The sequence below is a fragment of the Mycobacterium sp. GA-2829 genome, assembly GCF_001499965.1.
GTDB lineage: Bacteria > Actinomycetota > Actinomycetes > Mycobacteriales > Mycobacteriaceae > Mycobacterium.
Genome location: NZ_LQIT01000048.1, coordinates 14,408 through 38,574 on the forward strand (window position 1 = coordinate 14,408; position 24,167 = coordinate 38,574).

General features: G+C 66.8%; 22 protein-coding genes. 10 read left to right on the forward strand and 12 right to left on the reverse strand.

Going from position 1 to position 24,167, the window contains the following annotated elements:
* The first annotated feature begins 97 nt into the window (after positions 1–97).
* Complete coding sequence (locus AU194_RS24575; RefSeq protein WP_059091882.1) at positions 98–946, forward strand: LysR family transcriptional regulator; 849 nt, start codon at positions 98–100, stop codon at positions 944–946.
* Here the strand turns inward: AU194_RS24575 and AU194_RS24580 are convergent.
* Positions 902–1,813 (reverse strand): fumarylacetoacetate hydrolase family protein, encoded by a 912-nt coding sequence (locus AU194_RS24580; RefSeq protein WP_082698835.1) that lies wholly within the window; start codon positions 1,811–1,813, stop codon positions 902–904. The genes AU194_RS24575 and AU194_RS24580 overlap by 45 nt on opposite strands.
* 240 nt (positions 1,814–2,053) lie before the next feature.
* On the opposite strand from AU194_RS24580, the gene AU194_RS32740 reads away from it, so the two are divergent.
* The 4 genes from AU194_RS32740 to AU194_RS24600 all read left to right on the forward strand — a co-directional run bounded on the left by AU194_RS32740 (position 2,054) and on the right by AU194_RS24600 (position 9,987).
* Positions 2,054–3,703 carry an FAD-dependent monooxygenase gene (locus tag AU194_RS32740; protein ID WP_231743570.1) on the forward strand — a complete coding sequence of 550 codons (1,650 nt, stop codon included), beginning with the start codon at positions 2,054–2,056 and terminating at the stop codon, positions 3,701–3,703.
* The gene (locus AU194_RS24590) at positions 3,700–5,703 is read left to right on the forward strand and encodes an acetoacetate--CoA ligase (protein ID WP_059091884.1); all 2,004 of its coding nucleotides are present in this window, start codon (positions 3,700–3,702) and stop codon (positions 5,701–5,703) included. The genes AU194_RS32740 and AU194_RS24590 overlap by 4 nt, the downstream gene beginning before the upstream one ends.
* 80 nt (positions 5,704–5,783) lie before the next feature.
* A complete protein-coding gene (locus AU194_RS24595; RefSeq protein ID WP_082698838.1) occupies positions 5,784–6,368 on the forward strand; it encodes a TetR/AcrR family transcriptional regulator in 585 nt (194 codons plus the stop codon).
* A gap of 154 nt (positions 6,369–6,522) precedes the next feature.
* Positions 6,523–9,987, forward strand: a complete 3,465-nt coding sequence (locus AU194_RS24600) for an indolepyruvate ferredoxin oxidoreductase family protein (RefSeq protein WP_059091885.1) — start codon at positions 6,523–6,525, stop codon at positions 9,985–9,987.
* A gap of 55 nt (positions 9,988–10,042) precedes the next feature.
* Here AU194_RS24600 and AU194_RS24605 read toward each other — a convergent pair whose 3' ends face one another.
* Positions 10,043–11,209: an acyl-CoA dehydrogenase gene (locus tag AU194_RS24605; RefSeq protein WP_059091886.1), complete on the reverse strand. Its 1,167-nt coding sequence runs from the start codon at positions 11,207–11,209 to the stop codon at positions 10,043–10,045.
* Positions 11,210–11,400: 191 nt separating this feature from the next.
* Here AU194_RS24605 and AU194_RS24610 point away from each other — a divergent pair, with 191 nt between their 5' ends.
* Complete coding sequence (locus AU194_RS24610; RefSeq protein WP_082698839.1) at positions 11,401–12,078, forward strand: TetR/AcrR family transcriptional regulator; 678 nt, start codon at positions 11,401–11,403, stop codon at positions 12,076–12,078.
* Between the two features lie 22 nt (positions 12,079–12,100).
* On the opposite strand, the gene AU194_RS24615 is transcribed toward AU194_RS24610, so the two are convergent.
* From AU194_RS24615 to nrdF, 6 genes are all read right to left on the reverse strand, one after another.
* Positions 12,101–13,309 (reverse strand): MCE family protein, encoded by a 1,209-nt coding sequence (locus AU194_RS24615; protein WP_059091888.1) that lies wholly within the window; start codon positions 13,307–13,309, stop codon positions 12,101–12,103.
* A gap of 6 nt (positions 13,310–13,315) precedes the next feature.
* A complete protein-coding gene (locus AU194_RS24620) occupies positions 13,316–13,885 on the reverse strand; it encodes a YceI family protein (protein ID WP_059091889.1) in 570 nt (189 codons plus the stop codon).
* A gap of 11 nt (positions 13,886–13,896) precedes the next feature.
* Complete coding sequence (locus AU194_RS24625; protein ID WP_059091890.1) at positions 13,897–14,493, reverse strand: VOC family protein; 597 nt, start codon at positions 14,491–14,493, stop codon at positions 13,897–13,899.
* 584 nt (positions 14,494–15,077) lie between these two features.
* Positions 15,078–15,407, reverse strand: coding sequence for a hypothetical protein (locus AU194_RS24630; protein ID WP_059091891.1), 330 nt, complete (start codon positions 15,405–15,407; stop codon positions 15,078–15,080).
* 90 nt (positions 15,408–15,497) lie between these two features.
* Positions 15,498–16,298: a hypothetical protein gene (locus AU194_RS24635; protein WP_157576516.1), complete on the reverse strand. Its 801-nt coding sequence runs from the start codon at positions 16,296–16,298 to the stop codon at positions 15,498–15,500.
* 263 nt (positions 16,299–16,561) lie between these two features.
* Positions 16,562–17,524: a class 1b ribonucleoside-diphosphate reductase subunit beta gene (nrdF, locus tag AU194_RS24640; RefSeq protein ID WP_059091893.1), complete on the reverse strand. Its 963-nt coding sequence runs from the start codon at positions 17,522–17,524 to the stop codon at positions 16,562–16,564.
* A gap of 272 nt (positions 17,525–17,796) precedes the next feature.
* Here nrdF and AU194_RS24645 point away from each other — a divergent pair, with 272 nt between their 5' ends.
* Entirely contained in the window at positions 17,797–18,495 is a 699-nt protein-coding gene (locus AU194_RS24645) for an adenylate/guanylate cyclase domain-containing protein (protein WP_231743571.1), read from the forward strand.
* Between the two features lie 7 nt (positions 18,496–18,502).
* Here AU194_RS24645 and AU194_RS24650 read toward each other — a convergent pair whose 3' ends face one another.
* The gene (locus tag AU194_RS24650; protein WP_059091895.1) at positions 18,503–19,243 is read right to left on the reverse strand and encodes a TetR/AcrR family transcriptional regulator; all 741 of its coding nucleotides are present in this window, start codon (positions 19,241–19,243) and stop codon (positions 18,503–18,505) included.
* A 142-nt stretch (positions 19,244–19,385) separates the two neighbouring features.
* Between AU194_RS24650 and AU194_RS24655 the strand changes: the two genes are divergently transcribed.
* Positions 19,386–20,567, forward strand: a complete 1,182-nt coding sequence (locus AU194_RS24655; RefSeq protein WP_059091896.1) for an NAD(P)/FAD-dependent oxidoreductase — start codon at positions 19,386–19,388, stop codon at positions 20,565–20,567.
* 74 nt (positions 20,568–20,641) lie between these two features.
* Here AU194_RS24655 and AU194_RS31980 read toward each other — a convergent pair whose 3' ends face one another.
* Positions 20,642–20,785 (reverse strand): hypothetical protein, encoded by a 144-nt coding sequence (locus tag AU194_RS31980; protein WP_157576519.1) that lies wholly within the window; start codon positions 20,783–20,785, stop codon positions 20,642–20,644.
* The gene (locus tag AU194_RS24660; protein WP_059091897.1) at positions 20,782–22,167 is read right to left on the reverse strand and encodes an OFA family MFS transporter; all 1,386 of its coding nucleotides are present in this window, start codon (positions 22,165–22,167) and stop codon (positions 20,782–20,784) included. Before AU194_RS24660 ends, AU194_RS31980 begins: the two co-directional genes overlap by 4 nt.
* Positions 22,168–22,306: 139 nt before the next feature.
* On the opposite strand from AU194_RS24660, the gene AU194_RS24665 reads away from it, so the two are divergent.
* Positions 22,307–22,867, forward strand: coding sequence for a hypothetical protein (locus AU194_RS24665; RefSeq protein WP_059091898.1), 561 nt, complete (start codon positions 22,307–22,309; stop codon positions 22,865–22,867).
* 46 nt (positions 22,868–22,913) lie between these two features.
* On the opposite strand, the gene AU194_RS24670 is transcribed toward AU194_RS24665, so the two are convergent.
* The gene (locus AU194_RS24670) at positions 22,914–23,627 is read right to left on the reverse strand and encodes a LysR family transcriptional regulator substrate-binding protein (RefSeq protein WP_059091899.1); all 714 of its coding nucleotides are present in this window, start codon (positions 23,625–23,627) and stop codon (positions 22,914–22,916) included.
* A gap of 41 nt (positions 23,628–23,668) precedes the next feature.
* On the opposite strand from AU194_RS24670, the gene AU194_RS24675 reads away from it, so the two are divergent.
* A complete protein-coding gene (locus AU194_RS24675; protein ID WP_059091900.1) occupies positions 23,669–24,055 on the forward strand; it encodes a DUF5997 family protein in 387 nt (128 codons plus the stop codon).
* Positions 24,056–24,167: the final 112 nt, after the last annotated feature.

Consider the following 24,167-nt stretch of genomic DNA (forward strand, 5'->3'; position numbering starts at 1 on the left):
GCCGTCGATCGTGTCGGCTGGGCGGCGGCACCGTCCAAGACCGATCGGATCTCAACTGATACCTCCGCGGTATCGGCCGAGGTCGTAGCCTGTCCGGGTGGAGACGCGAGAACTGCACTACTTCTTGGCAGTGGCTGAGGAGTTGCATTTCGGCCGTGCCGCCGAACGCCTCGGCATCGCGCAACCGCCGCTGTCCCGGGCGATCAGCCGGCTCGAGCGGCGTCTCGGCGCCGAATTGCTCCATCGCAACAGCCGATCGGTGACTCTCACCGAAGCGGGAACGGTCCTGCTCGGTGAAGCTCGGATCGTCCTCGACGCCCTGGAGGCGGCCGAGCGGCGCACGCAACGTGCCGCACTTGCCGCAGCGGGCGAGCCGCGCCTCGTGCTGACCGTCAAGGCGGGGGCCTCCAGTGATCTGCTCGCCAAGCTGCTGGACGCCTACGCGGCCGAACCCGGCTCCGTTCACGTGGAGGTGATCCTCTGTGCCCCCGGCGAGCAGGAGCGACTGCTGCGCACCGGACGTGCCGATGTCGCTCTCCTATATCGACCCTTCGATCGGACGACGGGCCTCGACGCGGAAGAGTTGCTCACCGAAGGTCAGGTCGCGGTCCTGCCCGCCGGGCATCCACTCACCGCGCGTCGCGCTCTGCGCACGAGCGAGCTCGACGAGCTGGTCGGCCTTCCCGCACCGCGGTGGCCGGATCGGGACGGAACCTATCCGGACGGTCCCGGACCCGCGGTTCGCGATCACACCCAACTGCAGCAATTGATTTCGCTCGACCGCACGTACATGCTCGTGCCGGATTCGGCCCGCGCCCAGTTGCGTGACGGCGTCACCGCGGTCCCGGTCGTCGATGCGCCGCAGGTCACGACGGTCATCGCCTGGCCGACCCACAGCCGCTCACGCGCCATCGCGCACCTGGTGCGTGTCGCGACGAACATCTGATCGTCGATGTTGAACGCCCGCAACGATGTTCGTCAGCGTGCCGATACGGTCGACCGTGATCTCAACGACGTCGCCGTCGGCGAGGAACGAATTGCTGAAATGCCCGACCCCGCGCGGTGAACCGGTCAGCAGGACATCGCCGGGCTCCAGGGTGAACCAGCGTGACGCGTAGCCGACGAGTTCCGGGATCTGGTAGAGGAACTCGGCGGTGCCGGCGTCCTGCCGGAGCTCGCCGTTCACCGTCGTACGCAGGCGCAAATCCAAGGGAACACCGAACTCGTCGGCGGTCACCAGGCACGGTCCGATGGGTTTGAAGGTGTCGAAGCTCTTCGCCAAACCGACGGACACCGTGACGTCGCCTTCCATCGCTCGCCGCTGCACGTCACGGGCGCTGACGTCGTTGGCCACCGTCAGCCCGGCGACGTACGACCACGCGATGTCTGCGCTGACGTCGGTCGCGGCGCGTCCGATGACGACTGCGATCTCGCCTTCGTAGTCGACGGCGGAGGGGGCGATCGCCGGGAGTGCGATCGCCGCGCCGGGACCGATGACCGCCGAGCCCGCCGTCAGGTGCACGTTGGGTTCGGTCGGCAGCGCGGGCAATCGATCCGCGAAGAGTTCGCGCACCTCGTCGAGGTGACTGGTGTAGTTCAGGCCGACGATGGCGACCTTTCCGGGACGGGGCACCGGCGCGAGGAGCACGGCATCGTGGAGCGGGATGCGAGCGCGGACCTTTGCGGTGCGCGCGTCCTCGATCGATGCGGTCCGCAGCAGCGCGCCGAGGTCGGGGGCGTCGAGTGTCAGCAGAGCGAGCTCACCCGGTGAGTCTTCGCGGGCAATACCCTCCGCCGTCGAGTACAGCCGCATCTGGGAATGTCCTTTCGGATTTCAGCCGATCGAGTCTCTGATGCCGACCATACGACCCTCTTGTCTTACATACAAGAGACTCGGTTCCGTCGCTCCCCCAATTCCCCAAGAGGTTGACTGACAGCCGCAACGGTGCCACTGTTCTCTTGAACATCATTCATGAGTGACGCGGTGTCGACCGCGGCTCGCACAACACCTCGAGGTTCCACAATGACAACGGAAGTCGCCACCGCAGGGGCCATGAGAAGTCCCCGTCACGTCGCGATCGTCGGGGCCGGACCTGTCGGCTTGACATTGGCACATGTGTTGGGCCAGTTCGGGATTCGCAGCACGCTTTTCGAGCGGTTCCCCGGCGTCAACCCGCACCCTCGGGCGCATGTGGTGAACACGCGGACGATGGAACTGTTCCGCAGTATCGGGATCGCCGATCGCGTACAGCGCGAGGCCTTCGCCGGGGAGACCTCCCGACGGATCGAGTGGCGGCACACCCTCACCGGTGAGGAGTTCGGGCATCTCTGGTGGGCTGATCCGCCGACCGACGGCCGACGCGACTACTCCCCCACCCGCCGAGTGTCCTGCCCGCAGGACCGGGTGCAGAGGCACCTGCTGGATGCCGTTCGGGCCCAGGGCATGTCAACAATCAGGTTCCGCACGCCGGTCGTCGATGTCGTCGAGCGGGACGGAACAATCGACGTGCTGACCGGACCCGAGCCCGCAACGACGTCGTTCGACTACGTGGTGGCAGCCGTCGGGTCGGCCGCATCGTCGTGCGGCTGGCTCCCGGCCGATTCCCGCACCGCGCTCACCCTCGGCCAGCAGATCAACATCTACTTCCATGCCGACCTCCGGTCGCATCTCGGCACCGACCTGAGCGTGCTGACGTGGCTACTGAACACCGCCGCGCCGGGCGTGATGATCGCGATGGACGGCCGTGAACGGTGGACTTTCAACTTCGGGATCGACACGGCCGTCGAATCGGTCGCGGACTACCCAGCCGAGCGGTGTGTGGAGATCGTGCGTGCGGCCACCGGGATCGCGGACCTCGAGGTGGACGTGAAATCCGTTGGCACGTGGGCACTGTGCATGAGAATCGCCGAGCGGTATCGACAGGGCCGCATCTTCCTGGCCGGTGACGCCGCGCACCAGTTCCCGCCGACCGGCGGCTACGGGATGAACACCGGTCTGGCCGACGCCGTCAACCTCGGCTGGAAGCTCGCCGCGGTCATTCAAGGCTGGGCGCCGGAGCGTCTCCTGGACAGCTACGAGGCCGAGCGCCGACCCGTGGCGGTGGACAACGGGAACTTCAGCCTCACCAACGCGATCAAGATGGCCGAGGCCGGGATCGGTCCGCGGACACCCGAGGTCGCGGCCGCGTTGGAGAGCGACGATCCGGAAACGGCCGCTGCCGCGCGATCGTCGCTCGCAGCGGCCATCCCCGAGCAACGCGCGCACTTCGTCGACCTCGACCAGGAGATCGGCTACACGTACGGCGTGGCGACTGCGCCGCACGCGGCGGTGTTTCCCCCCGACCACGGGGTGGTCGGGGGGCGCCTCCCCCACGCCTGGGTGCGCTGTGCCGGTGCGCGGATGTCGACGGTCGACCTGGCAGGTCCTGGGCTGACGCTGGTCGCCGGCACGCAGGCGACGGACTGGATCGAGGCATGGCACACCGGCAGAGGCGCCATTCCGGGCCGCGCCCTGCGCGTCGGAGTCGACGTGGACACCTCCGGCGTGGATGTGTTCGGAATCGGTGCGCACGGCGCGGTGCTGATCCGACCCGACGGACACATCGGCTGGCGTACCACCACGTCCGGCGACGAGCTGCGGGCGGTGCTGGACGAAGTGCTCGCCACGGGTCTGAGCACCGAATCGGTCGGAGTGCCGTCGTGACGCCGCAGCGTGATCTCCCGCAGGTCACGTGGCGTCCCGACACGAACGCGGCGGCCGGATGCCAGCTCAGCCAGTTCCTGCGCTGGGTGGGTGGAAAGCACGGCGTGCGCATCGACGATTACCGGCAGGCATGGGAATGGTCGGTCGCCGAGCTCTCACTGTTCTGGGACGGCGTGCGCGAGTACTTCGACGTCATCGGCGACGGATTCACCGGACCCGCGCTGGCCGAGGAGCGGATGCCGGGCGCGGTCTGGTACCCCGGCGCCCGGTTGAACTTCGCAGAGAACGTGCTTCGCTACGCCTGCAGGCCGGATCGTGCCGACGACACAGCCGTCATCGACGTGGCCGAGGACCTCACCGAGCGTCGGATGAGCTGGCGCACAATCGAAGCCAGGGTCGCAGCGCTGGGATCAGCGATGCGAGAGCTCGGTGTCGGTCCGGGGGATCGGGTCGCCGCGGTACTGCCCAACGTCGCGGAAGCCGTCATCGCAGCGCTGGCGGCCGCGAGCGTCGGCGCCATCTGGGCGATCAGCTCACCGGAGATGTCGGCGCGCACCACGCTGGACCGGCTCGGTCAGCTCGAGCCCAAGCTGCTGATCGGCTCGGCCGCCCACCGCTACAACGGCAAGGACGTCGACAGCAGGGCCGGCCTCGAACACCTGCGCGCTGCGCTGCCCTCCGTCGAGCACTCGGTACTCGTCCGACACGGCCGGCCCACTGCCGGCGAGGGCGGTTGGCTCGACTTCGACACGCTCAGTTCGGGCGACGCAGCACCCCACTACGAACGGGTTCCATTCGATCATCCCCTCTGGGTGCTGTTCACCTCGGGCACGACCGGAGCGCCGAAGGGCATCGTGCACGGACACGGCGGCATCGTGCTCGAGGCCTGGAAGAGCGTCGCACTCAACCACGACGCGGGCATCGACGACGTGTACTTCGCTGCCGCCAACACGTCGTGGATGGTGTGGAACACCCTGCTGATGAACTTGATCTGCGGTGCCGCGGTGGTGACCTACTCCGGATCACCGACTCACCCTCGACCCGACCGCCTGTTCGAGGTGACCACCCAGACCAACACGACGCAATTCGCCGTGGGCGCCGCATATCTGGCCCGCGTTCAGCGAGCCGGGTTGCGACCGGGCACGGACTGGGATCTGAACTCGTTGCAGCAGATTCTCTCGACCGGATCCCCGCTGTCCGACTCGACCTGGGAGTGGACCCAGCGGGAGGCCGGACCCGATGTGCACCTCGGCTCCGTGTCCGGGGGCACCGAGATCTGCAGCAGCTTCCTCGATTCGAATCCGCTCGAGCCCGTCCGGCTCGGCCAGCTCCAGGGACCGGCGCTCGGCGTGGCCGCCCAGGTGTGGTCCGAAGCCGGCCAGCCGGTGGTGGACACCGTCGGTGAACTGGTGATCACCCGACCGATGCCCTCGATGCCGGTGATGTTCTGGAACGACACCGACGGCGCCCGATATCGCTCCGCCTACTTCGAGCGGTTCCCTGCCGTGTGGACGCACGGGGACTGGGTCACCGAGACGGCCAGTGGCGGCTTCGTCGTGCACGGCCGCTCCGACGCGACGCTCAATCGATCGGGCGTCAGACTCGGCAGCGCGGAGATCTACGCGGCGCTCGAGACCGTCCCCGAGATCGCGGACTCACTTGTCGTCGGCGTAGAAGAGGCCGACGGACGTTATTACATGCCACTTTTCGTCGTCCTCGGCCCGGGTGCCGAACTCGACGACGTCCTCGAGGCGCGCATTCGCCACGCGATCCGCACCATCGCGTCACCACGCCATCTGCCCGACGAGATCGTCGCGGCCCCCGGCGTTCCGCTGACGCACACCAACAAGCGAACGGAGATGTTGATCAAAGGCGTGCTCGCCGGCCGTGCCACCGAGGAAACGGTCGGATCGACCGCCGTGGCCAATCCCGACGTCCTTGCGTGGTACGTCGCTTTCGCGCGGGATCGGCAGCTGGCCGGCGATGGCGCGAGCCGGTGAAAGGGCCTGGGCTGCGCTATCGTGCGGTAGCCTGTTGACCGTACGTCAAGAGCCGTTGGTCAGAGCAGAAGGTCGGTGTCGTGCCAAGGAACAATCAAGGCGTCCCGAAGCCCGAACGCCAGGCCGCAGTCCTCAATGCCGCCGTCGAACTGCTCAAGAACAACGGGTTTCGCGAGACGAGCATCGCCGCGGTCGGCAAGGCGGTCGGCCTCGCGCCCGCTGCGGTGCTGTGGTACTACCCCACCAAAGACGACTTGCTGGCCGCTGTGCTGGACAAGATCTTTCGCGAGACCCACCGCAGCATCGAACGGGATCCGATCATCGGCGGTGATCCCCACCGGGAACTGGTGGCCTTCCTCGACCGGCTCAGGCCCTACCGCCACCTACACCGGGCGGCGTACGAGCGGATGGAGCACTCGGTCGCCGTGCGCGACGCCTACCTACAACTCCAGGATTGGACCGAGCAGCGCCTGCTCGCAGTCGTCGACAAGCACGCACCCCCCGACGCTGACCGGCAGCTGATCACCGATGCTGCCCACGTCTTCCTCGAGGGCATCTTGATCAGCGTCCGCCACCTCGATCGGCCGGTGACCGACTACATCGACATGATCGCGTACGCGGCTATCGGTGTCGCGGCCGCGCGGGCCGCCTCCCACGCCGACTGAATTCCCTTTCCTGCCAACCATTCAGCGCCGTACCGGCAGTCCGAGGCCTTACGGGCTGCTAGTATCTTTACTGTCGTTCAAGAGATTGGTGTGGACAGCGCCACGCCTGCCGACAGCGCGGCCTCAACGACCTGAACCGAGTGGGTGATTCGAGATGACAGTTCTCAGCGACCGGTATGAGTTGCAAACGGGCTTTGTGCATTTGACCGGTATCCAAGCCCTCGCAAGACTCCCCTTGGACATCCGCCGGGCCGACCGGCGTGCCGGACGGCGGACTGCGGGCTTCATTTCCGGCTACGAAGGTTCGCCGTTGGCGGGCTACGACACCGAACTCATCCGCATCGGTCAACAGCTCGCGGAGGCCGACGTGGTCTTCCGTCCCGGTGTCAACGAGGAACTCGCGGCCACGGCGGTGCAGGGCACCCAGATCGCCTCCGCGCAGGACGACAAGCGCGTCGACGGGGTGTTCGGCGTCTGGTACGGCAAATCCCCTGGCCTCGACCGCGCCTCCGACGCGGTGCGCCACGCCAACCTCATGGGCACACATCCCGAGGGCGGCGTGCTGGCACTGGTCGGCGACGACCCCGCGGCCAAGTCCTCCACGGTTCCCGGCACGTCCGAGGGACTGCTCGCCGATCTGCGGCTGCCCGTGCTCTATCCCGCCGACTCGCAGGACATCCTGGACTTCGGACTGCACGGGATCGCACTCTCCCGCGCCTGTGGGTTGTGGGTCGCCATGAAGATCGCGACGAACGTCGCCGACGGATCCGGCACCGTGACACTGGACCCGGATCGGGTGCAACCGTCGATGCCGCACCACGACGGCAGCGCCGCGCCCTATCGCCATCGCATCGTCACCACCATGCTGCAGCCTCACCTGACGGATATGGAGCGCAGCCAGGCCGGGGTGCGACTGCAGCTGGCCCGCGACTACGCGCGGGCGAACCGGTTGGACCGGATCGTCACAAGCTCCCCATGCAACACCGTCGGAATTGTCAGCGCAGGCAAGACGTTTCGCGACCTGCAGCAGGCGATGTCCACGCTGGGCGTGGATCCGGGCAGTGTCCGGCTGTTGAAGCTGGGCATGGTCTTCCCACTCGAGCCGACGACGATCAGGGAGTTCGCCCGTGGACTCGACGAGATCATCGTGGTCGAGGAGAAGCGGTCCTTCATCGAAGCGCAGATCAAAGACGTCCTCTACGGTTCGGAGAGTGCCCCGCGCATCTCGGGCAAGCACACCCCCGAGGGCGACTCGCTGATCCCGGCGGACGGCGAACTGGATCCCGACGTGATCGCCGACCGGCTGGCCCAACGACTTTCCCTCACAACTGAATTCGCGGCCGTGCGGAGCTGGGTCGAGGCACGCGACAACCGCGCCGGCCGTGGCCGGATCACCCTGCCGCTCATCAGCCGCACCCCGTACTTCTGTTCGGGCTGCCCGCACAACATCTCCACGAAGGTCCCGGACGGCGCCACCGTCGGCGCGGGGATCGGGTGCCACGGCTTGGCCGCCACCATGCAACCCCAACAGGTGGGCGATGTCGTCGGCATGGCGCAGATGGGCGGCGAGGGTGCCCTGTGGATCGGTATGGCGCCGTTCATCGAACGCACACACCTCTTCCAGAACATCGGCGACGGCACCTTCCACCACTCCGGATCGCTCGCTGTACGCGCTGCGGTCGCGGCCGGCATCGACATCACCTACAAGCTGCTGTACAACTCGGCGGTCGCCATGACGGGCGGGCAGCAGGCAGTCGGCCTGATGTCCGTGCCGTCGATCTGCCAGGAACTGGTGGCCGAGGGCGTGGCGCGCATCCTCATCACGACCGACGACGTCAAGCGCTACCGCAGAGTGAAACTGCCCAGGGGCGTTCAGGTGTGGTCACGAGACCGAATCGTGGAGGCGCAGGAGTCGTTGGCCGCGACACCGGGGGTCACCGTCCTGATCCATGACCAGGAGTGCGCCACTGAACTGCGGCGCAAGCGTAAGCGTGGTCGCGCACCCGAACCCGCACAGCGAGTGATCATCAACGAGCGCGTGTGCGAGGGGTGCGGGGACTGCGGGCAGAAGTCGAACTGCCTGTCGGTGGTCCCGGTCGACACCGAGTTCGGCCGCAAGACGCGGATCGATCAATCGTCGTGCAATCGGGACTACTCGTGCCTGGCCGGCGACTGCCCGTCCTTCGTGACGGTCACGGCGACCACACCCAGCGCGCCGGGGCGGCCGCGGGAGACCCTTGAGGACCTCCCCGAACCCGACCGTCCTCCGCTGGCCACCACTCACACGATCCGCATCACCGGTGTGGGGGGCACCGGCGTCGTCACGCTGGCGCAGATGCTCAGCACCGCGGCGGCGCTGACGGGTCTCAACGTGCGCACACTGGACCAGACCGGGCTGGCTCAGAAGGGCGGCGCCGTCGTATCCGACGTGAAGATCAGCGCTGAACCGCTCGACGTGGCGAACAAGGCCGCCGCCGGTGAGTGCGACCTCTACCTCGGCTGCGACGTACTGGTCGCTGCGGAGCCGCGCAATCTCGCCGCCGCCAACCCCGATCACACCGTGGCGGTGCTGTCCACCACTGAGGTGGCGACCGGGCGGATGGTCGTCGACCCGTCGGTGTCCTTCCCGGACACCGGCCCGATCCTGGACGCGGTGGCCCAACGCGTTCAACGGCTCGAGACCGTCGACGCCAGAACAGTTTCCACCGCGTTGTTCGGCAGCGACCTGTTCGCGAATCTGTTCCTCGTGGGAGCGGCCTACCAGTGCGGCGCCGTACCGATCCCGGCATCCGCCCTCGAGGACGCCATCGCCGCCAACGGTGTCGCCGTCGACAAGAACCGGTCCGCCTTCCGCTACGGCCGGCTGATGATCGCCGACCCCGAGGCGTTCGCTGCGGCGCTGCTTTCGGCGGCCCCCGCTCGTGTCGACCGTCGTCTCTCCGCCTTGGCTGAACCGCTGTTCGCCGAAGTCCGCGCGACCCCGGGTGGTGAGCTCGACCGCCTGATGCGCGTGCGCATCCCCGAGCTGATCGCCTACCAGGACGTCGCCTACGCCCGCCGCTACGTCCGGTGGGTCGAACTGGTGCGGCAACGCGAAAGCGCGCGCACCCCCGACCGCACCGCGCTGACCGATGCCGTGGCCGTCCACCTGCACAAGCTCATGGCGTACAAGGACGAATACGAGGTCGCACGCCTGTCCCTGGACCCGCGTTTCCACGACGAGGTGACGGCTCAGTTCGGCCCTGACGCGAAGATCGCCTACCGGCTGCATCCCCCGGCGCTACGCGCGCTGGGCATGAAGAACAAGATCGAACTCGGCGCGGGATTCCGTGCCGCGTTCCGCGTCCTGCGCCCGATGCGCCGGCTGCGCGGAACCGTCCTCGACCCGTTCGGCGCCGCCGAGGTCCGCCGTGTCGAACGGCGCCTCATCGACGAGTACCGCGCGACGGTCGACGAGTTACTCGACGGGCTCGATGCCGGCAACCACGAGTTGGCGGTGCGGATCGCCGAGCTGCCCGATGTGATCCGCGGTTACGAATCGATCAAACTCGCCAACGTCGAGCGCTACCGGGATCAGCTGGAGCGGCTGCTCACCGAGTATCGCGCATCGGTGGCGTGATGCATTGCGCCCCTGGCCCGTCCGCGAGGGCGGGCCAGGGGCGCGTGGCGCGCCTTTACGCCGGCTCAGCGCTCAACAGAGAACGGGCCATCACCAGGCGCTGAATCTGGTTGGTGCCCTCGTAGATCTGCGTGATCTTGGCATCACGCATCATGCGCTCCACGGGGAAGTCGGTGGTGTAACCGGCACCGCCGAAAAGCTGGACGGCGTTGGTGGTCACCTCCATCGCCACGTCGGAAGCGAAGCACTTCGAGGCCGCCGAGATGAACCCGAGACCCGGTTCCCGGCGCTCCGCCCGCGCCGCAGCGCTGTACACCGCGAGGCGGGCGACCTCGACCTTCATCGCCATGTCCGCGAGCATGAACTGGGTGTTCTGAAAGTCGGTGATCCGCCTGCCGAACTGTCTGCGTTCGCGGGTGTAGGCGATCGCGGCATCGAGGGCTCCCTGCGCTATGCCGACGGCTTGCGCACCGATCGTCGGACGCGTGTGATCGAGGGTGGCCAGTGCGGTCTTGAATCCGGTTCCGGGTTCGCCGATGATCCGGTCACCGGGGATGCGGCAGTTCTCGAAGTAGAGCTCGGTGGTGGGCGACCCCTTCACCCCCAGCTTCTTCTCCTTGGGCCCCACCGAGAAACCCTCGTCGTCGGCGTGGACCATGAACGCCGAGATGCCGTCGGCTCCGCTGTCGGGGTCGGTCACGGCCATCACCGTGTACCAACGGGACCTGCCACCGTTGGTGATCCAGCACTTGGTGCCATTGAGCACCCAGTGGTCGCCGTCGGCTCTGGCCCGCGTGCGCATCGACGCGGCGTCGCTACCCGCCTCGCGCTCGCTCAACGCGTAGGACGCCATCGCGCCGTCGACGAGGTCCGGCAGCACCTGCTTCTTGAGATCGTCGCTGCCACGCAGGATCAGCCCCATGGTGCCGAGTTTGTTCACCGCCGGGATCAACGACGCCGAAGCATCCACGCGCGCAACCTCCTCGATCACGATGCACGTGGCGACGGCGTCCGCACCTTGGCCGCCATACTCTTCCGGGACGTGCACGGCGTTGAATCCGGACGCGGTGAGCACGTCGAGGGCTTCGTCGGGGAAGCGAGACGTCTCGTCCACCTCGGCTGCGTGCGGGGCGATGCCTCTCTCCGCCAAGCCGCGGACGACGGCCCGCAGCTCGTCATGCTCTTCGGGCAGCCTGAAGAGATCGAAGTCGTTGTGCGTCATCGTGTTGCCCCTCGTGCTCACCGGTTCGCCGGCCCACCGCCACGAACTCGCGGTTTGATACTAACATCAACATTACTGATATTTATATCTACGGCCGGGTCCCCGTTCGCCTGTTCGTGTCCCCGTACGACCGTCACCGCGTTCTGTGCCACAGTGGAACCGGCGGAGCCACTGGCGAAGGAGTTCGGACGATGTCAAACGCACCCTCACGACGGGGCCGACGAGGTGGCGTTCCCGAGGGTCCGAGCTCCTCGCAACGGAATCCGGCGACGCGGGACGCGATCCTGGACGTCGCGATAGAGCTGTTCGCCCAGTACGGGTTTCAGGGAACGGCCATGTCGGCCGTCGCTCGGAGCGCAGGTGTGGCGCAACCACTGATGCACTACTACTTTTCGTCCAAGGACGAGTTGTGGAGGGCCGCCGTCGCCAAGGCCTTCAACGAGATGCTCGTACACCAGGAGATGATCAAGGAACTGCGGGAACTCGACCCGGTGTCCGGCCTGCGCCTGCTGGTCATCCGCCACATCTCGTTTCTCGCACGTCATCCGAGTGTGGCGCCGCTGATCGCCGGCGAGTCGCAGTTCACCAGCGACCGGATCGCGTGGCTCACCGACACGTACATCGCTCCGTTGGAGAACCACCTCGTGGAGTTGATCCGGTTGGGGCAGAAGGAGGGTCGCATCCGGGGCGATCTGCCGATTCCGCACGTGGTCCGCTTCATCGTCGGCGGCGCCTCAGCGCTGTTCACGTACGCCGCGCCGATGAAGCAGATCTATGACATCGACACCGCAGACGACGACGCCGTTGACACGTACGCCCGCGTCACCACCGAGCTGTTGTTCTCAGGGATGCTCGTCGACGAGACGTAGGTTCGGCGTCGGCGCCTCACCGTCAGGGGTTGATGGTGTTCTCTCCGATTTGACGCCCCCAGACGTAGTCGATGGCGAAGGGCTGACCCAACTCCAGGTGGTTGTACGGGGCGATCGACGCGCCGGTGTCCATGACGAGGTAGGGCGCCGGCCAGAGCTCCCGAGTCGTCGTCGCCCAGCAGCCGGGTCTGCCCTCCGGTCCCCCTTGCGCGTTCACCCTGGGCAAGTTGTCGGGATACACATACGGATTGCCGACACCGATCAATTGGGTGTGCGTCACCGAGGAGTACCCGTTGCCTCCGACGGCTTCCGCCATCTTCGGCTGCTGGTCGTGATAATTGCGGATGGTGCAGTGCAGCGCGGGGCTGTACTCATCGAACAACGCCGACGTGGGTAGGAAATCCGCGGCTCCTCGGCTGAGATACGGCCCTGCTCGCTCAGCGATGTCGGCTCCCTGATCGCCGAATCCGATCGCCGCCAGGAGAGCCGCATCGACGTTCTGCCGCATCGCATTCAACGAATGAGCCGTCGTCGTCGACAGCTCCAGGCCATCGAAGACGTCCGGCGCGGCGTCGGCGTAGACATCGCTGATCTCGGCGAGCGTGACCAGGTCGTCGTGGAGGCGAGGCATGCGTGGATTCAGATCGGCGAGAATCGTGTTCCCGTCGTCGAGCGCGGCGCCGAAGCGGTCACCGAGACCGTCGAGTGCCTGGGCCGTCGCGGTCAGCGTCGCGTTGAGCTTGACCGGGTCGACTTTCTCCGCCACCGAGACGACGGTCTCGAACAGCGAGTTGAACTCGACCGTCACCGAGCGGGCGTCGATCTCCGCGCCATCGCGGACCGGCCGAGGCGAGGTCGCACCCTTGGTGCTGAACGCCACCTGCTTCCCGCCGAAGACGGTCGACGCGGCGATGCGAACGACGGCGTCGTCCGGCATCAGTTCGAGATACTTTGCGTCGACACCGAGTTCGAGTCTCACGGCCGGCTGAGATCCCGATGTCTCGGCGCGCACCGACCGGACGCGACCCACGGCCACGCCGTTGAGTGTCACCTTCGTGCCCGCCTCCACCGAGAGCCCGGATCGAGCGGTCAGCACGGTGATCGAGGCCTTGTCGGCGAACCCGTTTCGGGAGATCGTGACCAACGGCACGGCGGCGACGACGATCCCGAGCAAGGCGATGAAACCGACGAGCCGGAAGTTCGGGTACTCGCGTCTGGGCCCCGGGAGCATTGCCGGTCACTCAGCGCCGGGTGCGACCGCGCGGTCCAGCCACACGTCCACGGATACGAGCACGTCACGCCTGAGGTAACCGCCCGCGGAGGGCAACCCGAAGACACGCGTATCGAGAACGGTGTCACCGGTCAGGCGGAGGTGGTCGGTGTCCCTCTGAAAAGTTCCTTCCGCGTGCACCTTTGCGGTGCGCCCGCGCAGACTCAGAGATCCGTCGCCGGCGAACCGTCCGTCGCCCGTGATGCAGACGCCGGAGCTGAACACAGCGGAGGGATGGTGCTCCGCGTCGAAGAAGAGTCTGCCTTGAAGATGGCGATCCCTGAACCGGTTTCCGGTGGCGACGCCGCTCACCTCCGCGGCGATCTCGCCGGACAATTCGCCGTTCGACTTCAGCACCACCCAGCCGGAGCTGGACGCGAACGTTCCCGTCGCCGTGGCCAGACCGAACAACCATCGAGCGGTGAAGGATATCGACGTGCGTTCGGGATCGACGCGCCAGTGTGATTCGTCATCGGCCGTCGATCCACCGCGCTCGAGGTGTTCGGCGCCGCTCCCGACGCCCCACGTGTCGTTCACTCGTCGTCCGATCACATCGTCCGACTGGCTTCGAGCCCGACCGGTCCGATGTCGGGACGCTTGCGGAGTTCGGCCTCGGGCACACCGTCGCGGAACCTGCGCACGAGGTCTTCTGGGTCGAGTTCCACGCCGATCGGGTTCTTCGGAAACTCGGCCGCGAGGAACGCGTTGGCGTCATCGGAGGTGGGGAAATTGTCGACTTGCAACTCGATCTGGTTGTTGTCCGGGTCGCGGTAGTAGAAGGAGATGGTCGGGCCGTGGTTGATCGTCCAGTACGGCCGCACCGAGGATGCCTTCAACCGCTCGTAGGTGTCGAGCAGGTCGCCCAAACTGGCGTAGGTGAAGGCGATGTGGTCGACACCCACGGCCATCGGCGGTCGATCTACGAGGTCCGGAACGTTCACGACTGCGATGCGGTGGTGCTCGTCGTCGTAGGTCAGGAAACAGATCATCCCGGGTGCCTCGAACCGGATATCGGCGCCCAGGACAAGCTTGTACCAAGCGACCACGTCGTCGTACTGCGTCGTCCTGAGCACCACGTGAGCGAGCCGCGCTGGACTCACCACGGGTCTGGTCTCGACAGTGCCGAGCGTTGCCTGCTGCTTCATGTCTGGTACCCCGTCCTTCGTCCTCGCCGATCGCGCGCGATGCGCAGGGGTGGCGGTTTGAGTCATCTATCATCTTGTTTGATAGATATATCAAACGTAAGCGCTACGACGCCTTGCGTCAATACACAGACGGTGTCCGGTGAAAGGGGTTGCGAGTACGAGGCGTCGACGGCCGAGAGATCTGCGAGGGGGATGGTCGGGCTACCAGAGGGCAGGCGCGACGATGCGGGTTCAGTCGGCGCGCATGCCCGAACGCTGGCACGTCGGCCTAGCGGCGTGCTAGTGGGGTGCACGAAACGCTATGCTGCAGAACGTCATTCGCTCTACACGACAGCGTTCTGGTGGGTCAGTACGCGGTTTGCGCCCCAGCGCACGCCGGTGCCGCCGAGCAGGGGGGCGCGTTGCCCCGACAAGCCCCTATGTGAGGCGCAGCGCTTCGATCTAGCGCCGCGAGGAACCGTCGGCGGTTCCACGGGACGCTTCGGGTCACGAGATCTTCGTCGGCTCGGTCACTGTCCGGGGTATCCGCTCCTCTGTCACGAACGTGGCAGAGGGACATCATGCCGGCGGATGCGCCGGCGAGTTCACCCCTCGCCGCCGAGTTCGCTTTGATCTCGCTCGTTCTCGGCGGTGTCCTGGGCAATCACCGATCCGTCGAGCCAGTCTTGGACGTCGCCGCCGAGGCGGTCCGCGGACAGCTCGGCGAAGTCGAGGGCCTGTACCGCCATGGCCGCCAGGACCTTCATGGCCCGCCCGCTGTGGTGGATCTCCACCATCACGGCGTTGAGGGCGTCATAGTCTCCGGCGTTCAACGCCGACAGATACCGGCGAGCGTCGGCGAACTCACGGTCGACGTGGGACGACTTACGGCGGAAATCCTCGGGCGACGGGAACCCGGCATGCGGGTGGGTCATCGGCTTCTCTTCCGGTAGCAGACCGTTCCCATTGTTCGGGCCGACCTGCCACCCCGTCGCCTTTCCGAGCTTTTACCCGGCGTCCGACGGCTAGAAGGGCTGAACGCTTTCGGCGCTGACCATCGCTCCGCGGCCGGTCCGGTCATTGCTGAACCGCGTCCCGGTCTCAGAAGCCACGATCGTCCAACCCATCGCCCGGTACGTCCGATACTGCATTTTCGTCGGCTGGATGTCGCCGAGGTTGCCGTCGGCGAACCGGACCGACCCGTCCGTGGCGATCGACACCCCATGCTCCGGCCAATTGGTTTCGCCGGTCTCGCAGATCACCTGCTCGGACTCGACCATGCATCGCACGCGACCGGACAGAGTCTCGACCGTCACGTAGCCGTATGAGTTGGGGGGCAGGGCGATGGCGGTGTTGGGAACCGACGGCGTCGTCGGGACAGTGACTGTGGAGGGCGCTCCCCGGCCGGCCGAGGCGGGCGGGACGAAGCGACAATCGAAGTCACTGAGGGGTCGCATACTCCGCTCAGTCAGGTCGGCGGCGGCATCGGGCTGACCGATGCCGGACACGTCGGGTTTGAACACCGCGATGCGCCCTCTGGCGGCAAAGCAGATGGCGTGGCCGAACGGGCCGTCCCACATCTTCCGGTCCGCCTGCATGTCGGCCTCGGAAGGGTACTCGAAGACGTGAATCTCGCTGCGAAACCCACCCCGGTCGGGGAGGTCACCGACACACATGACGACCGGGTTGAACACCGTCCGCTCGTAAGTGTCCGCCAGACAGACCGCCGCCACCAGCTCGTCAACCGTTTCAGCGGCACTACCCGAGCCGCCTGTGCTCGACCGGGAGAACGACGGTGAATCACCGCACCCGGCGAGGGCAAGCACCGCAAGCACTGGCGCTGAGAGCAACGTCCACCGGGTTACGGATCGGCGGGCCGTTGGCGCGCGTTGGACGGTCATCATCTCCGGAACCCCTGTGTCGACGGCGTGACCCGTGCCGGCGTGTGTTGATCAAGTTCTTACCGGGTCACCGCTTACAGGTTTTGCAATGACGACATGAACTACAGCAACCCCGGCCGGTGCTACCGCTTCGCGGATCAGCGCAGAGACAGTCGGGAAGGGTCGTTTACCCGGCGTCCGACGGCGGACTAGAAGTCCCAGTCCTCGTCTTCGGTGACCACGGCCTTGCCGATCACGTAGCTCGATCCCGAGCCGGAGAAGAAGTCGTGGTTCTCGTCGGCGTTGGGGCTCAGCGCGGACAGGATCGCCGGGTTCACGTCGGTCTCGTCGCGCGGGAACAGCGCCTCGTAGCCGAGGTTCATCAACGCCTTGTTGGCGTTGTACCGCAGGAACTTCTTGACGTCCTCGGTCAGGCCGACGCTGTCGTAGAGGTCCTGGGTGTATTCGACCTCGTTGTCGTAGAGCTCGAAGAGCAGCTCGTAGGTGTAGTCCTTGAGCTCGGACTGGGTCGCCGGATCCTGCATCGCCAGTCCGCGCTGGAACTTGTAGCCGATGTAGTAACCGTGCACGGCTTCGTCGCGGATGATCAGCCGGATCATGTCGGCGGTGTTGGTGAGCTTGGCGCGGCTGGACCAGTACATCGGCAGGTAGAAGCCCGAGTAGAACAGGAAGCTCTCCAGCAGCGTGGACGCGACCTTGCGCTTGAGCGGCTCGTCGCCCTTGTAGTACTGCATGACGATCTCGGCCTTGCGCTGCAGGTTCGGGTTCTCCTCCGACCAGCGGAACGCGTCGTCGATCTCGGCCGTCGAGCACAGCGTCGAGAAGATGTTGGAGTAGCTGCGGGCGTGCACCGACTCCATGAACGCGATGTTGGTGTACACCGCCTCCTCGTGCGGGGTCAGCGCGTCGGGGATCAGGCTGACCGCGCCGACGGTGCCCTGGATGGTGTCGAGCAGCGTCAGGCCGGTGAACACCCGCATGGTCAGCTGCTTCTCGTGGTCGTTGAGCGTGTTCCACGACGGGATGTCGTTGGACACCGGCACCTTCTCGGGCAGCCAGAAGTTGCCGGTCAGCCGGTCCCAGACCTCGGCGTCCTTCTCGTCCTGCACCCGGTTCCAGTTGATCGCCGAGACCCGATCGATCAGCTTCATGCCATCGCTCACCAGAACCCCATTTCACCAGGCATTTTCGGTCGTCGCTGTAGATCCCCTGCAGCTACTGCCGACACTACTCGTTGTGTCCGACACCTTGAGCCAACCCCACATGTTGGGTTTCGCGTGTCGCGCCTCAGGCAACGTGTCACCTGAGGCGGATGCCCCATGTGCGGTTCGGCCGCCGGCGGGACCATTTCACTATGACCGCCATCACCACCCCTGAGACGAACGCGTGGCACACCGTTCTGACGGAAGGTCACGGGCCCCTCGTGAAGGCGCGAAGGGTCTTTCGCTATCTCCCGTCGGCGCCGCGGTGCAAGGTCTGCAACAACCCGTTCGGCGGACCGGTCGGTCGCGCCCTCGGCGCCGTGGGATTCACCCCGTCGCGCAAGAACCCCGATCTGTGCAGTCGGTGCTGCGATGCGCTTCCCCCTGGCGGGGCCGAGGTGGACATCGCGGTCCTTTTCGCCGACGTGCGCGGTTCCACCGCGCTGGGCCAGCAGCGTGCCGCGATGGATTTCGCGGCGCTGCTCAACCGGTTCTACACCACTGCAACGCGGACGCTGCTGCGCCACGACGCCGTCATCGACAAGCTCATCGGCGACGAGGTCATGGCCTTCTTCGTTCGCGGCATCAGCGGTCCGGAATACCGACGCCATGCAGTTCTGGCGGCAACGGACCTACTCCGGGCAGTCGGTTACGGCAGCGGCGAGAGACCGTGGCTGGAGCTGGGCATCGCCGTGAACGCGGGTGTCGCATACGTCGGCAATGTCGGAGGCCGCGTCGTCGACTTCACCGCTCTCGGCGATCCGGTCAACGTCGCGGCGCGAATGCAACAGCACGCCGGCGGGGGTGAGTTACTCGTCGCACCCGGAACAGCCGACGACCTCACCGCCAACAGCCCTCAACGGACGCTGAACCTGCGAGGACACCTTCACCCGATCGACGCGTCGGTGATCGTCGCCTGAGATCGCCTCAGGCGACGTGTTCACTGCGCCGCACACCCTCGTGCAGCGGCTTGTCGGGGTCGATCGCGACCCCGAGCAGTTCACACGTGCCGTTGATCGACCCGATCATGATCGTCGTCAGGTGGGCGACGAACTCCTCCGACGGCATCCGCCGCGGGCTGTCCTCCTCGGCACCCAGCCACCAGTCCGTCGCCGAGGCGATCGACCCGAACGCGGCGTAGGCAGCCAGTTCCAACGCGGCGGCGTCGAGCTCGATGTCGCGCAGCTCGTTGTCGAACAGTTCGGCCATCGCGAGCGTGATCTCGCGGCTCTCGTTGAGCGCACGCATGGTCGATTCGCTCTGTTCGGCGAAGCGGCCCTGGATCAGGAACCTGATGACGTTGGGGTGCTCGTCGACCAGCCGGACGTACTGTTCGACGCTGCGGCGGATGACCTCCCGACCCGTGTCCACCGACAGGTCGATCGACGGGAAGATCGCCGACCACAGCATGTCGCGCAGGCGCTGGCCGATGGCCTGGAAGAGGTCCGACTTGTCGGTGAAGTGCCGGTAGATCTTGGGTTTGGCGGTGCCGGCCTCTTCGGCGATCTCGCGCAGGCTGACCTCGGGACCCTGCCGGTCGATGGACCGGAATGCGGCGTCGACGATCTCGGCGCGCACCTTCTTGCGGTGCTCGCGCCAGCGCTCACTGCGCGCGTCCACTTTGCCGCCCCGTTCAGATTCCGGGCGTGCTCTCGACCCTCGTCGCACTCGCCCACTGTACTCGCTCGAACGTCGCTGACCTGCTCATAACCCTCGCGCATCGAGTTCGGAAAAGGGGTTTTGCCCAGGCAGCCGGGTGGGCATGCCTTCGGTACTATCTGTCGCGACAACCCACGACGAGACGAGTTTCATGACACAGAAGTACGACCTGGTGATCGCCGGCGGCGGCCCGTCGGGCTCGGCCGCGGCGTGGCAGGCGGCGCAGACCGGCGCCAAGGTGGTCGTCCTCGACAAAGCCGTCTTCCCCCGCGCCAAGCCGTGTGGCGACGGCCTGACCGCCAGAGCGGTGAGCTACCTGCAGAAAATGGGGCTGGCCGACGAGGTCGCCACCTACCACCGGGTGAACCGCGTCACGGTCTACAGCCCCAGCCAGTGGGAGCTGTCGTTCCCCAAGCGGCCCGGTATGCCCGACCACGGACACACGGTCAGCCGCGAACGCCTCGACACCACACTGCTCAAGCACGCCGAGTCCGCGGGCGCGGAGGTGCGCCAGGGCGCCGAGGTGGCCGGCCCGGAGCTGGACGCCAACGGCCGCGTGATCGGCGTGACGCTCAAGGGCGGTGAGAAGGTCTACGGCGACGCGGTGATCGCCGCCGACGGGGCCTATTCCCCCATCAAGCGCGCGCTGAAGATCGACTCGGAGTACAACGGCTACTCGGCGATCGCGATCCGCTCGGAGATGCACGCCAACCGACCGGACTCCGACAGCCTCGACATCTATCTGAAGCTGCAGTTCCAGGGCGATCAGCTGCCCGGCTACGGCTGGGTGTTCCCGATGGGCGACGGGGTCTTCAACATCGGCCTCGGCTACGTCAACAGCTACAAGAACTGGCAGTCGATCAACGCCACCCAATTCCTCGGCGAGTTCCTGCGCACGCTGCCGAAAGACTGGGAGCTGCCGCCGATCGAAGAGCTCAAGAAGAACAAGAGCGTACGGGCCTGGCGGCTGCCGATGGGGTTCACGGCGTGGCCGGCATGGCGTCCGGGTGTGCTGTTCACCGGCGACTCGCTGGGCGCGGGTAAGCCGGCGTCGGGTGCGGGGATCTCCAAGGCACTCGAATCCGGTTTGGCCGCAGGCGAATGCGCGATCGCGGCGCTGACCAACGGCGGTCCCGACGACTTCACGAACTACGGGCAGCGCATGGAGGCCGCGTGGGGCCGGGAGTACAAGCGCGGCCGCTACTTCCACAAGCTGGCCGGAATCCCCGCGGTCGCCAACAACGGCATCAAGTTGATCGACAACGCCTTCTTCCGTGACCGGATGCTCAAGGCGCTGTACAAGAAAGAGCAAGGGCCACAGCACAAGTACTGACCTGACGTCGACTGCACGGTTGTTGCCGCGCCCTCTCGCGGTGTGCGTACAACAACCGTGCACTCGACGGGGGGCTAACCGAACAGCTGACCCACCTTCAGCAGCAGCTGGTAGGCGCCGTAGCCGAAGGGCACCGCGACCCACACCCACGCGAGCGCGATGTAGGCCTTGGGGACGGCGGGCGTGTAATCGTGCAGTTCGACGGGTGATTCGCTCACCGGTGGACCTCCTCGAGTGCAGCGGTTGACCGATCGCGCTCGGGCTCATGCCATTTCGACGACACCGGCCGGATGAGTTCGTTGCAGACCAACGCGGTCAGCAGCAGCGCGATCATGATGGAGAACGACAGGGTGTACAGCGCGGGTCCGTCCTTACCCGCCGCCGCCTGGTGATCGGCGATCGAGTTGACGATGATCGGCCCGAGGATGCCCGCCGCCGACCATGCCGTGAGCAGGCGGCCGTGGATGGCGCCGACCTGGAACGTGCCGAAGAGGTCGCGTAGATAGGCGGGGACGGTCGCGAAGCCCGCTCCGTAGAACGACAGGATCAGGATCGTCGCGATCAGGAACACGATCTTGTTGGAGTTCGACATCAACGTGATGGTCAGATACAGCAGCGCGCCGACGCCCAGGTAGAGCCGGTAGGCGTTCTTGCGGCCGATGACGTCCGACAGGCTCGACCACCCGATGCGGCCGAGCATGTTGCCCAGCGAGAGCATCGCGACGTATCCCGCCGCGGCGGCCGCCAGCGCACCCGCCGCCGCACCCGACGTCGGGAAGTAGTCCTGGTAGATCGGCGAGGCCTTCTCGAGGATGCCGATGCCCGCGGTCACGTTGAAGCACAGCACCACCCACAGCAGCCAGAATTGCGGCGTCTTGATCGCGTTGTTCGCCGACACCTGACCGCCCGTGACGATCGACCCCTCCACCACCGGCGGCGGCGCCCAGCCCTGCGGTTTCCAGTCCGCCCGCGGGACGCGGATGAGCAGCCAGCCCAGCGACATGAACACCGCGTACGCCACCCCGTGGACGAGGAAGGTCTTCGAGATGCCCGCGGTGTCGGTGCCGAAGGCGTTGAGCATCGCGGTCGACCACGGCGACGCGATGAGCGCACCGCCGCCGAACCCCATGATCGCCAGGCCCGTCGCCATCCCCGGCTTGTCGGGGAACCACTTGATCAGCGTGGACACCGGCGAGATGTAGCCGATGCCCCAGCCGATACCGCCGATCACGCCGTAGCCGAGCAGCACCAGCCAGTACTGCCCCAGCGCCAGGCCCGCCGCCCCGACCAGCCATCCCCCGCAGAAGCAGCACATCGCCGCGAACATCGCCTTGCGCGGGCCGTTACGGTCCACCCACGTGCCGAAGACCGCCGCCGACAGGCCGAGCATGACGATGCCGATCGTGAACGGCAGCGCGCTGAGCGTGCCGGAGATGTCGAGCGCACCTTCCAGCGGTTTCTTGAACACGCTCCACGAGTAGGCCGCGCCCACGGACAGGTGGATGGACAGCGCCGCGGGCGGCACCAGCCAGCGACTCCATCCCGGACTGGCGACGATGCGGTCGCGACTGAAGAAGGACGCTTGAGTCTCCGATGCCATCGGGTGAGGCCTTCCGTTCGATTGATCGGCGTCCCACCTGTGATCGGGCACACAAGCCGCCGGGTTCCCGCCAGACGATAGTGGAAACGGCAAGTTTCTTGAAACGTTTCAGGCAATCCCAAGGTTCTACCCTGGCGCCATGCCAGGACTCGGCGCCAACGCCGCTCTTCTCCTCTCGGCAGGCGGCTCGGTACCGATGGCGCCGGGCCTGTCCGACGACGAGGTCGATCACGTCGAGTCGTCGTTCGGGTTCACGTTCGCCGACGACCACCGGGAGTTCCTGGCCACCGGGCTGCCGGTCGGCGAGGGCTGGCCGAACTGGCGCGCCGAGGGTCACCGACAGCTCGAGCGGCAGCTGCGGCTACCGGCCGACGGCATCCTGTTCGCGGTCGAGTGGAAGCAATTCTGGGACGACGGGTGGGGTGAGCGCCCGGCCCGGATGAAGGACGCCCTGCGCAGCGCGGTGTATCAGTTGGCCCGTGTGCCGCGGATGGTGCCGGTGCACGCGCACTGCTACCTGCCCGCAGGCCGCGGCTCGTCCGGGCACCCCGTGCTGTCGATCTACCAGGCCGACATCCGCGTCGTCGCCGCCGATCTCCGCGATTACGTCACCCGGCTGTCGGCGCCCGCCCCGCCGCCGGCCGCGGTGCCGACGGTCGAGTTCTGGTCTGACGCCTGCCGCCGAGACAACGGTTGTTGACGCAAATCGCCCGATTTCCGTCAACAACCGTAGTCTCGGCGAGGATTCAGCGGCGGCCGCGCCCCGGCCGTCCCGGCTTGCGGGCGACCTTCCCCGCGGCGGCGCGGGCGGCCTGTTTGGCGAGGGTCTTCTCCCGGGCGGTGCGTTTCGGCGCCGGTTCGGCCTGCCCGCGCGACGACCCGGGTTTGCGGCCGCGGACGATGCCGATGAACTCCTCGAGCAGCTCCGGCTGCGGGCCCGCCGGGAACGCGAGCGCCACCGGACAGCTGGGCGCGTCGGTGATCGGGCGGTAGGTGAGGTCCTTGCGGTGGTGCAGCCGGGCCAGCGACTGCGGGACGATGAGCACGCCGAGCCCGGCGGCGACGAGTTCGATTGCGGCCTCGGTGTTCTCGGGCCGGTGCTCGACGGGGACGCCGGGCGCGTCCGGCCAGTCGACGACGTGGTCCAGCGGCACCAGGGTCGGCTCGGCGGCGAGGTCGGCGGCGGTGACGGAGTCGGCGGCGCTGACGAGGTGGTCGGTCGGCACGACGACGACGGTCGTCTCCTCGTAGAGCGGGATGACGGCGAGGCCGGAGGTGTCGGTGGGAAGCCGGAGCAGGGCAGCGTCGACGGTGCCGGCCCGCACGGCGGCGGCCGCATCCTCGGCGGGGAGCGCCGTCAACTGCAGCGGGATGTCGGGGTGGCGCTCAGCCCAGTGCCTGGCCCACTTCGCCGGTGTCCCGCCGGGGACGTATCCGAGGGTGAACCAGGGCGAAGCCACCGCCTCAGGCTACCGATAGGCCTCATCGATAAGCTCGGGTGATGAGCAGGCCGAACGCGCAGTCCATGAAGCCCGCCACCGCGGCCAAGAAACTGGACGTGTACTTGCCCGCGACGCCGGCGGAGTTCCAGCAGAACGCGATCACCCGGGACGAACTCGCCGCGCTGCAGGCCGATCCGCCGCAGTGGCTCACCGACCTGCGCAAGAACGGTCCGCACCCGAAGAACCTCGTCGCCGCCAAGCTGGGCATCTCGATCGCCGCGCTGGCCCGCAACGGCGTCGAGAGTGCCCTCACCACTGAGCAGATCGACCAGCTGCTCGCCGACAAGCCGGAGTGGCTTGTCGCCGAACGCGAGAGTTATCAGGAGGTGCTGCGCGAACAGCGACGCCTCAAGGCGCAGCGGGCCGACCAGGCTCGCGAGAGCTGACCGCGTCGAGCGTCGGGTTGATGCACGCGAAACCCCGGCGGTTTCAAGGCGTCGTTGCAATAGCAGCTGATTCTGATGGGAAGTGCTGCTATGCCACGTCCACCGTTGTCGA

Excerpts from the sequence above, each read along its gene's own strand:
- AU194_RS24660 (WP_059091897.1), bottom strand. The coding sequence starts at position 22,167 with ATGGCATCGGAGACTCAAGCGTCCTTCTTCAGTCGCGACCGCATCGTC.
- AU194_RS24625 (WP_059091890.1), bottom strand. The coding sequence starts at position 14,493 with ATGAAGCAGCAGGCAACGCTCGGCACTGTCGAGACCAGACCCGTGGTG.
- AU194_RS32740 (WP_231743570.1), top strand. The coding sequence starts at position 2,054 with ATGAGAAGTCCCCGTCACGTCGCGATCGTCGGGGCCGGACCTGTCGGC.
- AU194_RS24655 (WP_059091896.1), top strand. The coding sequence starts at position 19,386 with ATGACACAGAAGTACGACCTGGTGATCGCCGGCGGCGGCCCGTCGGGC.
- AU194_RS24665 (WP_059091898.1), top strand. The coding sequence starts at position 22,307 with ATGCCAGGACTCGGCGCCAACGCCGCTCTTCTCCTCTCGGCAGGCGGC.
- nrdF (WP_059091893.1), bottom strand. The coding sequence starts at position 17,524 with ATGAAGCTGATCGATCGGGTCTCGGCGATCAACTGGAACCGGGTGCAG.
- AU194_RS24580 (WP_082698835.1), bottom strand. The coding sequence starts at position 1,813 with ATGCGGCTGTACTCGACGGCGGAGGGTATTGCCCGCGAAGACTCACCG.
- AU194_RS24675 (WP_059091900.1), top strand. The coding sequence starts at position 23,669 with ATGAGCAGGCCGAACGCGCAGTCCATGAAGCCCGCCACCGCGGCCAAG.
- AU194_RS24600 (WP_059091885.1), top strand. The coding sequence starts at position 6,523 with ATGACAGTTCTCAGCGACCGGTATGAGTTGCAAACGGGCTTTGTGCAT.
- AU194_RS24605 (WP_059091886.1), bottom strand. The coding sequence starts at position 11,209 with ATGACGCACAACGACTTCGATCTCTTCAGGCTGCCCGAAGAGCATGAC.
- AU194_RS24630 (WP_059091891.1), bottom strand. The coding sequence starts at position 15,407 with ATGACCCACCCGCATGCCGGGTTCCCGTCGCCCGAGGATTTCCGCCGT.
- AU194_RS24610 (WP_082698839.1), top strand. The coding sequence starts at position 11,401 with ATGTCAAACGCACCCTCACGACGGGGCCGACGAGGTGGCGTTCCCGAG.
- AU194_RS24615 (WP_059091888.1), bottom strand. The coding sequence starts at position 13,309 with ATGCTCCCGGGGCCCAGACGCGAGTACCCGAACTTCCGGCTCGTCGGT.